The organism is Pseudoalteromonas sp. S4741, assembly GCF_005886135.1.
Lineage (GTDB): Bacteria > Pseudomonadota > Gammaproteobacteria > Enterobacterales > Alteromonadaceae > Pseudoalteromonas > Pseudoalteromonas tetraodonis.
In genome coordinates, this window is sequence record NZ_PNCN01000189.1 from 1 (window position 1) to 11,291 (window position 11,291).

Below are 11,291 nucleotides of genomic sequence, written 5' to 3' on the forward strand. Positions count from 1 at the left end.
ATCGCAACCATCTTAAATGGTTTCAAACTAAGAACATACCCAAGACAATTTATTAAAAATTAGTTTTTACACAGTCTGGGCACATTGCAGCCAATGAAACTAGTCAGTATTTTTGTGGGGTTGGTTTTAAAGAGCTCGTATATGGTAACTTTATGCCATTATAAGCTTCAATATTATGCCAACTTACACTTCACTTGTGCCGTTGTAGCTCAATGAAATCGGATGTGCCTATGTCAACTTATACTTCAAGCAACATTTGGGTGTATTAAAATTCCATTTTTTAATATTTCTTATTTATATTATTCGTACACTAATTCTAGATCATACCCACTTAGCTAAATTTTTACCTTTATAGACAATAGCTAATGAGTGAGCAATAAGTGGGCGCTTGCTATAATATTAGGGCTTTTAGGGGGATGCGCTAACCTTTTACCTCTGTATTTTTTTGATAGCTCTGAATTTTTATTTGGTCAGACGTTTGTAATACTCAGTTTAGTGTTTGCTGGGCTTCGTTATTCCCTCCTTAGTTTAGCTATTGTCACTGGTTTTTTATTTTATCGCTGGGGGCATAGCTGGGCCAGTGTTGTTTATGTGCTTGAGCTGTTTTGGCTTTATACCTTTTGCTTAAAGCGTTCTAAGCCAATACTTCCTTTAGGTGCAGTATTTTGGTTTTTAGTCGGCTTACCACTGGTGTGGGTTTTGGGTCACTTTGTTATAGGTCTTCCTTGGCTCACGCTTGTTGTGGCTGCCTCAAAATACTTTATCAATGCCATGCTAGCGTTAGCTTTGGTCGACTTAGTGAGTGTGTTTGTTCCCCACGCAAGCCGGGCTTATCAAGGGCAGCCTCTGGCCCGTATATTAAGTTATGTTGTCAGTATCATTATTGTTTTGGTGGTTTTGATCACCAGTGTCTTTTTGGTTAATCAGCATTACTCGCGCTTAGAATACGAAGTAAATACGCAACTTAAAGAAAAATCATGCTCGATCAGTGCCCAGCTTAGTGACTATTTGTTGTTTCATAAAAATACAATGGTAATAACCAGTGATGCAATGAGTGCCGGAGCACCAATACAGCAGCAGCTTGAGCGGCTAATGGCTTTATGCCCTGGTTTTGCAACTAGTCTGTATGCGAGCTCCGAAGGGTATGTTGAGAAAAGTATACCCAGTGAATTGCTCAGTGGTTTAAGCCAGAGTCAGCGTTATGTTAATGATCGTCCTTATTTCGCTCAGGCTCAGCAGTTCCCCTTAGGCTACAGCAGTGGCGTTTTTCAAGGCAGAGGGTTAGGCGATCAACCTTCGGCTCCCATTTATAAAAATGATGAGTTTTATGGTGTAGTTGAGGGGTCGCTCAAGCTAGATCAGTTAGAGCGGTTTATTCCCAATTTATTTGAGTATAAAGGGGATTTACTTGTTCTTGATGCCGATAAAAAAATAGTATTTAGCTCGTTAAGTCAGTTTACGGTGCTGACTGATTTTAAGCAGCAGGATCTTAGTATCCAACGTTTTAGTGGTAATCAGCTTTTTCGCTCAAACGATAACGAGGTGTACCATACAAATCAGTATGTTGACGACACTACAGGGTGGCAGGTTATATCGCTATACAATCGTAAATATTTAAGCTTGGTGGTAGTGGCTGCTTGGTTGCCCACTATGTTGCTGGGGCTATTTTCTATTGCACTGGTGGTATTATTTATCTATAAATTTACCCATTTGCTGGTTAAACCCATCATAGAGTTAACTCATTTAATTAACAGCTTTAGTAAAACTAAAAAACACGTATTTAATACAGACTCTAGTTGGTACGAAATACTGCAATTACAGCAACAATTTGAAATGTTGGACAATGCACTTCAGCATTAAATCAAAAGTTTGCAAGCCTCTAATGTAAAAAATGAAGACCTTAATAAACAACTTAGCCAATTTAATCAGCAATTAGAAGATAAAGTAGCAGAACAAACAACTGAGCTAACACAAGCAGTTAAACTCGCTAATGAAGCAAATATCGCTAAGTCACAATTTTTAGCTAATATGAGTCACGAACTTCGCACACCTATGAATGGCATATTAGGTATGGGAGAGGTTTTGCTTCGAGATCAGTCTTTAAGTAATGAACAAAAAGAGTTGTTGCTCACGCAGCAAGAAAGCTCAAAAAACTTGCTTAATATTCTTAACGATATTTTAGATTTTTCTAAAATTGAAGCAAATGCCATGGAGCTAAATAGTAGACCCACGCAGCTAGCTCCATTTATCGAAAATATACGCTCTTTATTTACGCCGATTGTTAGTACTAAAGAGGTGGAATTTAGCATAATTCAAACCACAAATTTACCACTGTACATTAGTGTTGATGAATTACGCTTAAATCAGGTGATTATTAATTTACTCTCTAATGCGTATAAATTTACAGAGCAAGGCTTTGTGCGATTATCGTTCGATTATAACGGTAATAAACTTCAGGTTAGCGTTGAAGATAGCGGTATTGGTATTGCAAAGGCACAGCAATCATTATTATTTAGTGAGTTTACTCAAGCTGATGTTGGCGTTGCTCGCAAGTATGGCGGAACAGGGTTGGGACTGGCTATTTCTCAAAAGCTGATAAAGATGATGGACGGTGAAATTCATTTACACAGCGAAGAGGATAAAGGTAGTACGTTCACCTTTAGTATTAGTGCGCCAGAATCAGCAGAGGCTCCCTCAAAGTTACCTAAAAAAACAGCCTCGCAGCCCAGTCTTTTGGATAAACGTATACTGTTGGTAGAGGATAATGCGATTAACCGACAGGTGATTGCAAAAATGCTTGAGCCTACTAAAGCGAGTTTAACAATGGCTGAAGATGGCTTAAAGGCGCTTGAAGTCTTGAAGAGTCAGTCGTTTGATTTGATTTTAATGGGTTGCCAAATGCCCAATATGGATGGCTATGAATGCACTCGCGCGATTAGAACCAATGAAATTAAAAGCGGCTTACGAGTACCTATAGTGGCGATCACTGCAAATGCTTATGAAGAAGATAAGCAGCGCTGTTTAATTGTTGGTATGGATGACTTTATAGCCAAACCCATTAATAGCGATGATTTATATACAGTGATTGGTAATTTACTCAGTTGAGCAGCAGTTGAAGAGCACACAACATAGATCACGGTTAGTATGCTAAGTGGCCGAGGCGTGCTCGGCGACTCATATTATATTTTTTTGGTCAGCCACATACCGCCAAGTACGGAAGCAAAAAATAACCAAAACTCTGTTTTAAGTGATACCAGTTGTACAAGCCCGGGGCCCGGGCACACGCCGCTTAAGCCCCAACCTAAACCAAATAGAATAGAGCCAGTAATTAACCGCGTATCGACCTTTTTTAAATCGCTAAGGCTTAGTTTGTCGTTAAACACCGGCGTGCCTTTTTTAGTGAGCCAAAACCATGCGCCCATCATAATGGTCATTGCAACAGCCATAACAATAATTAAGCTACCGTCCCATTGCTGATTAAAAGTGAGAAAGTTAAGCACTTTATCTGGGTTGGTCATGCCACTAATAATTAGTCCCAAACCAAATACAAACCCTAAAATAAGCGTAATAATTGCGTGCATGATTTACCCTACTAAATTAGCGGTGATAATGGCGATTGCCATAAACGTACAGGTTGATACCCATGAACGGGCCGAAAAGCGAGACATACCACATACGCCGTGACCACTTGTGCAGCCATTCGCTAACGTGGTCCCCGCACCGACCAAAAGCCCTGCAATAATAATCATCCAAGGCGATAAGTTTAATTCGCCTACTAACAGCTCAGGGGCAAATAATTGTATAAATACACCTGCTAGCAATAACCCCATCACAAAACACAGTTTCCAACGAGAAGCTGCTGCCAGTGGATTAAAAATTGATTTTATAAGCCCTGAAATTCCCGCTACTTTACCAAATAAAACCAGTAATAACGCGCAGGCTAGACCAATTAAACCACCGCCAATAGCCCCAGATAGTGGTGTGAATTCGGTTGTCATCGTTTAAATCCTCCAAGCAAGGGATAAACCCAATCCTGATTGTTCCATTGAAATTGATAGTTGTTGATTAGGCGCTAAATAGTTTGCACCTGTTACATTTTTAGAGGGTGAATAAAAAGCCATTGCGTTAAATTGCACCGCGTCACTAAGCGCATGACTAATGCCTGCTGTAAAATGCCATTCTTGCACACCGGGCGCTAAAATATTAAATAAAATGTCAGATGATGGAATGGGTTGCTCAGTATAAGAAGCACCAAACCTAATTTTTTGTTGCTCAGTGCGTTGCCATTGATAACCCAGTTTATAAATACTCATATCGTGCCAACCAAAGCCTGCTCCGGCTTCAGCCCCTAGTGGCGCTGACATTAAATTAGTAATAGGGTTGGCGATACTTTTTACTTCACTGTAATTTATTTTTTGCCAATCAAACACCACTTGGTGCGATGGTAAAAACTGCCAGGAGGTACCGATCTGAATAGAGCTTGGTAAATCAAACCCGCCTTGCTCTGCAAACAGGCCGCTGTAACGGTCAAATTCATTCATAGACACTGATGAACGGTAACTGGCGCCCCAGCTAAATGACGAATTAATAATGTGGCTGATCCCAAGTTGCATTCCAATGCCTGTGCTGGTATCAACGCCATTATTAGACAGTGCCTCTGGCTTTTGCGAAAAGGCGGCAAAATTTGCCAAACCTTGTGCTTCAAATTGTTGCACTACATAAATAGCAGAAACACCTAGGCGTATTTGTTCATTTAATTGATAGCTCATGGTTGGACTGACAAATAACTGTTTTAAGTCAACACCAGTGGTGCCGCCATAAAATGTGCCTTGAGGGGCAGAAGCAGCCACATATTCTGTGTTCATTCCGCCGTTACCGTAAACTAATAGGCCAATATTAATGCGCTCATTTAATTGATGGCCAATAGCAAATTCGGGAATTGCAAATAAGCTGTTATCACTTTTTTTGGTTGTTGCGTCCAAATACAGTGCATTGGTAAAGTATTCATCGACCTTTGCAGCGGTGTAGTTACGCTCAGGAGCAAATAATTCTATGCCTACCGACATTTGCGTGCCATTAGCTGAAAAAGTAGCCGGGTTATTTGCACCCGACATTAACTCTTCTGATAACGCTACACCAGCACCTGCCATGCCTTTGTGAGTCATACCGTAGCCATGAGTAAAATAGCCATTCGTTGCAAATACATTAAATGTGCTTAACGCAGAGGTGAAAATAAGGCCCGAGAGTAACTGTTTTTCATTTAAATTGAGACTAAGTAGAGATAGTTGGCGAACAATAGCTAACTTTTATATTCTAAAAAAGAACTTTAAAAGATTATATATACTAAAAAAGCATATTGTTTGTAGATGAGGAACAAGCAAATGAAAGGGCTTACAAAGGAGAGATAAATACGTTGGAGTAAAATAGCATTTTTAAGCGCTATTTTACTCCAGCCAAGTAATTTACATTGACTCTAATTTCATACCGCGTGTTTCTTTAATGTATTTAACCACAAAGAACACACTAATAAACGCTGAGAGAGTGTAAAAACCATAGGCGCCTGCTAAACCAATACTACCTAGCATAATCGGGAAGGTCATAGTAATAGCAAAGTTAGCTATCCACTGCGCACTGGCAGCAACTGCAAGCGCTGCACCACGGATGCGGTTATTAAACATTTCGCCAAGCAGTACCCACACAATTGGGCCCCAGCTTAAACCAAAAAATACCACAAACAGGTTAGCCATTATTAAAGCAAAGGTACCCATATTTTCGCTAAGTGCTAACTTGCCCGCTTCATCAAGGCCTGCACTGCCAAAGGTGTAGGTAAGTGCACTTAAACTAATAAACATACCTATACTACCTACCAATAATAGTGGCTTACGACCTACTTTATCGACTAAAGCAATAGCTATAAAGGTCGATAAAATATTAGTAGTGCCGGCAAGTACATTAATAAACAGTGATTGTGATTCATCAAAACCAGCGGCTTGCCAAAGCTCTGAACCGTAATAAAATACCACGTTAATACCAACAAATTGTTGAAACACTGACAAGGCCACACCCACCCAAACAATAGGGTGTACCTTTTTACTGCCATCTATAAATAAATCGCGAATACTTGGCTTTTTATCGCTTTGCAGAGACTGCTTTACGTCATTGATTTGCGCATCAGCATCATCGTCTGAAATTTTATTAAATACAGTTTTAGCGTGTTTAAGCTTACCTTGTGCGACTAAGTAACGCGGTGACTCAGGAATAAACAAGACCCCAATTAAAAATAAGCCTGCAGGAACCAGTTCAGCCCAAAACATCCAGCGCCATGCAGCTAAGTCTAACAGTAAAATACCCTCGGCACCGCCTGCGGCATTAGCAATTAGGTAGTTACTTAAAAAGGCAGCAAACAGGCCCAGCACAATAGCAAGCTGCTGCAGTGTTGCTAAACGGCCGCGTAAGCTGGCAGGTGCTACTTCTGCAATATAAGCCGGCGCTAAAACAGATGCCGCACCTATACCTAATCCACCAAATAAGCGGTAAAAAATAAACTCAGCTGAGCTATCAGCAATGCCAGAGCCAAATGCACTGATAGCAAATATAAGTGCAGTGACAATCATAATAGCGCGACGGCCAAATTTGTCAGCTAATGGGCCAGCAGCTAAAGCACCCAGCGCACAACCAAGTAAAACAGAGGCAACATTAAACCCTGTTGCTACACTGCTTGAGTTAAATGTATTACCTAAAGCCGATACAGTGCCATTTATAACGCCTGAATCAAAACCAAATAAAAAGCCACCAATGGCGGCAACAGCCGATATAAAAATAACGTATAAAAGTGAGCACTTTGTCTGTGCGCTTTGCACACCTTTAGCTGCATACTGTGTTGTCATGTTGTTCAATCCTAATTTTTATTATGTGTAATGAAGTTAAAGTACCACTAATAATTTGCGGGCAACCTTAGCACAGAGTAATCACGCTAAAAAAGATATTTCAATAGTAATACGTATGCATAAAAAATTTTTATTGGGTTGATAAAAATAATGAGATGCTAGATACTGTTTTTATATACAGTGTAGGCGGTTTTTATGAGAAAAGAGTTACCAGCAAAATATTATTTGGCACATTTTAAAGAGCTAATAGGCTTTGTGAGTGATAAATGTATGCATTTGCTTGAGCAAAAGCACATTACATTTATTAATAAAATAAACACGCTCGACGAGCAAAGCCAATGCATGCTAGCACGTATTTATTCTCGTAAACCTTATTTAGTGCAAACTCAGTCATTAAATTATGAAGAGATTATTTCGCCTTATCAGGCACTTTTTAATTTAAAAACAGCTGGGTTAGTCTGTGAACCCTCACAAGCAGACGCTAAGCAACTGCTTAGTCATCTAACAAAGCCGGCCTTAATTGAGTTGTTAGCTCAACAAGAGCTGCCACCATTATTTAAAAAAAGTGCGGCTAAAAGTTGTTTAGTTGAAGTCGCTATTTCATTTTTTGAATCTAAGCCAGAGCGTCTTTCGCATTTGTATAATCAGTACGTGATCAATAATAGAGAAGAGTATTACGAGTATTTTGAATTTTTGTATCTTGGCAGGCTCAGTGCCGGTGATGTTAATCATCAAAACCGGTTTGTACTAAGAGATTTAGGGGTAACTCCTGTTAGGCAGGGGCATAATGAAAGTTTGTCTCGCTTTGACTCAATTGAGGAAGCGCAATCTAACTATGTGTTAAACCGTTTTCGGTTAGCTGTTAAAAACGCGAAAGATGACAATGAAAATGAGACGCTAGCAAAACAGTTAATAAATGAATTAGCAGTAGGAGTTATAGCTCGAGAGCTAAAGAATAAGTTATTGGTCATACTTTATAAGCAACTAAAAACAACTAACCCTGTATTAGCGTTTGATTTACTTAATGCCTGCGAAGACGATGCGCACGCACTAGAAATTCAAATAAGAGAGCAATACCGTTTAGGCAATAAAGAATGGGTAAAGGCGCAACTTGAGGAAATTATAGAAAATCCGCTCACCGATGAGTTATTGTACTTTGCGGATGACTTTTTAATGCGAAAATTTAACAAGCAAACACGCTCACGGCTTAGTGAAATGTTAGCCAGTACACGCTGTATTATAGAAGTTGATGAGCTTTACCGTGGCGATGTTGAGTTAGGTGTAAGTGAGCACTACACTCGTCAAGGCAAACACGTTTTTTATACTGAAAATACGTTGTGGCAAAGCTTATTTGCGCTGGTTTTTTGGCAAGAGCTCTTTATTGAAACCCCAACACCACTTTGTAACGAATTTGATATTTTCCCGCAAGCGTTAAAAACAGACACATTTTATATAAATCAATCCTCACAAATAGAAGCGCGGCTAGCTGCGTGTAGTAGTGCCCAGAAATTGCTGCGTTTAGTGTGTGACCATGCCGCAAAGTATTATGAGCAACCAAATGGCTTATTTAGGTGGCACAAAGATGTATTAAAGCCAGTAGAGATGCTTATATTAAATAGCCCAATAACGGCTTTACTTCAGCATTTAAAAAATATGGCAAAAAACTACCGACAGCTAAAAGATGGTTATCCCGATTTAATGATTGTTGATAACAATAGCGTTCATTTTGAAGAGGTAAAAGCGCCCGGAGACAAGCTTAAAAGAAACCAGCTAGTGAGCATCGATAATTTAAAAAACAGTGGTTTTAAAGTCAATATTGCAGCGGTAAACTGGTATGTAGACCCTAACCGTATTTATAGTGTGGTAGATATTGAAACTACAGGAGGCCTCAAAGGCGGTAACCGCATTACCGAAATTGGTATTGTTAAAGTAAAGCAGGGCGAAATAGTTGACACATGGACTACGCTGATAAACCCAGAGCGGCCCATCCCTCGCTTTATTACCAAACTAACCGGTATTAACGATGCCATGGTAAGCAATGCGCCCATATTTAGCGACATTGCTTCGACTTTATTAGATAAGCTTTCGGGTAGTATTTTTGTGGCGCATAATGTTAATTTTGACTATGGCTTTATTAAAAAAGAGCTTGAGGGGCTGGGAATTAATTTTAAAATGCCAAAACTGTGTACAGTCGTTGAATCACGCAAAGCATTTAAGGGATTAAAGTCATACTCACTCGGTAATTTATCGGCACACTTTAATTTAGACTTAACTAATCATCACCGTGCATTAGACGATGCCAAAGCGGCCGCGCAGTTATTGCTACTAGTTCAACAAACAGACAGCCAGTGATAAATTTGAGCCAGTTAAATGTATTGTACTTAAAGTAGTAAAGTAGCTTGGGTATAAACACAGGGTATTAAAAAATTAGGTTTATCTATTTTTAAATGGGCGATTAAAACTGCGCTAATAAAATAATCGCTGTAAGCTTTGCAATCCCATGATAATGTTAAATTTATGCTAACATATTTTAGGGCGGGTGTTTTAAAAGTGGTATATGTTTCTGGGCAAAAACAATAATAAATTAAGGATAATAATGAATCATCGACAATTGAGTGCCACTTTGCTGGTATTGATGGCTTTAATAACTGGCTGTAATTCGTCACCAATAAGTCTTTACAACGATAATACCATGAAGAAAAAAAGAATATAATGGTGTTAAGGCATACAGAAAAGGGCAATATTTAGAGCAATAACTAAGCTTAGTATGGGGTGGTTGGGTGTTGCTGCACAAGCAGGCGTTGAAAATTGGTCACAACAATATGATGCTTTTTATACTGCTGCGACAACACACGAGAAGCAACAAATAGATGCAATTGTGGCAGTTTATATTGAGCAGTTTAGTGTTAAAGCTCAAAACATGACCTGCCGTAGGTCAAAATCACCGAGACGAACATTCGGCGAAATTAAAATTGATTGTAATAAACACGATGGTGTTGTCACCGTTCATGAAATACAAACAATAGAGTAAAGCTAGTTACTAACTAGCTTTTTCTCAAAGTCACTTTTTACGATATCGAGCGCTTTTAATACTTCTTCGGGCTCTACGTCGTGTTGCTCTAATATCATAATTAAATCCACAGCAAGTTTTATGTGTGTAGGGGCGTCTTCTAGCGGGTTACTCATTAATATCTTTCTTTTTAGCAATCTGATCAATCGCAAAATTAATAGCAAGTTCAACGCGTTGCTGCATATCTAAACGATCTGTTTGAGTTAAATAAAATGCCATATCTACATCGTATCGAATATAACGTGGGGGTAATTGATTGAGTACGGTACAGCAAAAGTCAGCCATTACATCGTCGTTGTAACGTTCATTAAGTTTACGTTTTTCTATTTCTTCTAAAACGAGTTTTTCGTAAAAATTGTGTATGTCGTCATCTAATCGCATATTCCAGTCACTCTTTGTTATTGTCTTAAATGAGTCTATACCAAGGACTGTTATAAATCGAGAGCCGCTTTAAATAGTTGTTTATGGACACTGACTAAATCATTAATGTTACGCTGATAACCACCACCTAAAGCACACATAAGCGGGATGTTTCGCTGCTTACATAAGTTAAGAACGGCAAAGTCACGCGCGTATACGCCAGCCAAAGAAACATCAAATAAGCCGAGTTCGTCTTTGGTATAAATATCGGCGCCCGCATTATATAAAATAATATCGGGCTGGTGGAGGCGAACACATAACTCAAGAGCTTGCTCTAGTGTTGTTAAATACTCTGCATCTGTGGTGTTTGCAGGTAAGCCAAAGTCGTAGTTTGAGTGCTGTTTTTGCCGAGGAAAGTTTTGTTCACAGTGAATTGAGCAGCTAATTATCTGCTCGTGCTGTTGGGTTATTTGCGCGGTACCGTCACCTTGGTGTACGTCACAATCAAATATTAATACGGTGTCGGCTTGCTCCGTTGCAATAAGATGCGCTGCCGCAATGGCTAAATCATTAAAAATACAAAAGCCACTGCCGTAATTGCTATAAGCATGGTGGTACCCGCCACTTAAATTAGCCGCTAAACCACTTTTAAGTGCATTCTCAGCTGCTTGAATACTGGCACCAACAGAATAAAGGGTTCGCTCGACTAGTTCAGGTGAGTGCGGAAACCCCATTTTCTTAACCGCTTTGTCAGTTAACGAGCCATTTAAAAAATCTGCGATGTACTCTGAGCTATGACACAATTTCAATTGCGCTGTTGTTGCTGGCGAAGGTGATATAAATTGGGTGTAGCCCAGGGTCTGTTGACCTTTCAAGGTTGAATTTGCAGCAGTCTGTTTGGTATTTAGGCAAGGCAGAGCCTATGTGGTGTGGTTATTCCCCATAAATAGGTGATAACGCAGCATTACTTCCAC

At 39.5% G+C, this 11,291-nt stretch carries 8 protein-coding genes and 2 pseudogenes; 3 read left to right on the forward strand and 7 right to left on the reverse strand.

Annotated features, from left to right (window positions below):
* The first annotated feature begins 369 nt into the window (after positions 1 to 369).
* Positions 370 to 3,105: pseudogene (locus CWC30_RS17415) on the forward strand (hybrid sensor histidine kinase/response regulator).
* A 74-nt stretch (positions 3,106 to 3,179) separates the two neighbouring features.
* Here CWC30_RS17415 and CWC30_RS17420 read toward each other — a convergent pair.
* From CWC30_RS17420 to CWC30_RS17435, 4 genes are all read right to left on the reverse strand, one after another.
* Positions 3,180 to 3,581: a DUF6691 family protein gene (locus CWC30_RS17420; RefSeq protein WP_036981992.1), complete on the reverse strand. Its 402-nt coding sequence runs from the start codon at positions 3,579 to 3,581 to the stop codon at positions 3,180 to 3,182.
* 3 nt (positions 3,582 to 3,584) lie between these two features.
* Complete coding sequence (locus CWC30_RS17425; protein WP_036981994.1) at positions 3,585 to 3,998, reverse strand: YeeE/YedE family protein; 414 nt, start codon at positions 3,996 to 3,998, stop codon at positions 3,585 to 3,587.
* Between the two features lie 3 nt (positions 3,999 to 4,001).
* On the reverse strand, positions 4,002 to 5,297 hold the full coding sequence (locus CWC30_RS17430) for an OmpP1/FadL family transporter (RefSeq protein WP_138627728.1): 1,296 nt from the start codon (positions 5,295 to 5,297) through the stop codon (positions 4,002 to 4,004).
* 165 nt (positions 5,298 to 5,462) lie between these two features.
* Positions 5,463 to 6,887 (reverse strand): sugar porter family MFS transporter, encoded by a 1,425-nt coding sequence (locus tag CWC30_RS17435; RefSeq protein ID WP_069438618.1) that lies wholly within the window; start codon positions 6,885 to 6,887, stop codon positions 5,463 to 5,465.
* A 195-nt stretch (positions 6,888 to 7,082) separates the two neighbouring features.
* On the opposite strand from CWC30_RS17435, the gene CWC30_RS17440 reads away from it, so the two are divergent.
* Together CWC30_RS17440 and CWC30_RS19165 are read left to right on the forward strand one after the other, a co-directional pair.
* Positions 7,083 to 9,239, forward strand: coding sequence for an exonuclease domain-containing protein (locus CWC30_RS17440; protein ID WP_138627729.1), 2,157 nt, complete (start codon positions 7,083 to 7,085; stop codon positions 9,237 to 9,239).
* 244 nt (positions 9,240 to 9,483) lie between these two features.
* Positions 9,484 to 9,918: pseudogene (locus CWC30_RS19165) on the forward strand (SEL1-like repeat protein).
* A gap of 2 nt (positions 9,919 to 9,920) precedes the next feature.
* On the opposite strand, the gene CWC30_RS17450 reads toward CWC30_RS19165, so the two are convergent.
* Genes CWC30_RS17450 through CWC30_RS17460 form a run of 3 tightly spaced genes read right to left on the reverse strand, consistent with a single transcriptional unit; the run spans position 9,921 to position 11,192 of the window.
* The gene (locus CWC30_RS17450; protein ID WP_081762898.1) at positions 9,921 to 10,073 is read right to left on the reverse strand and encodes a YbaM family protein; all 153 of its coding nucleotides are present in this window, start codon (positions 10,071 to 10,073) and stop codon (positions 9,921 to 9,923) included.
* Positions 10,066 to 10,338: a late competence development ComFB family protein gene (locus tag CWC30_RS17455; RefSeq protein ID WP_013465384.1), complete on the reverse strand. Its 273-nt coding sequence runs from the start codon at positions 10,336 to 10,338 to the stop codon at positions 10,066 to 10,068. The genes CWC30_RS17450 and CWC30_RS17455 overlap by 8 nt, the downstream gene beginning before the upstream one ends.
* A 50-nt stretch (positions 10,339 to 10,388) precedes the next feature.
* Complete coding sequence (locus CWC30_RS17460) at positions 10,389 to 11,192, reverse strand: histone deacetylase family protein (protein WP_138627730.1); 804 nt, start codon at positions 11,190 to 11,192, stop codon at positions 10,389 to 10,391.
* Positions 11,193 to 11,291 lie beyond the last annotated feature (99 nt).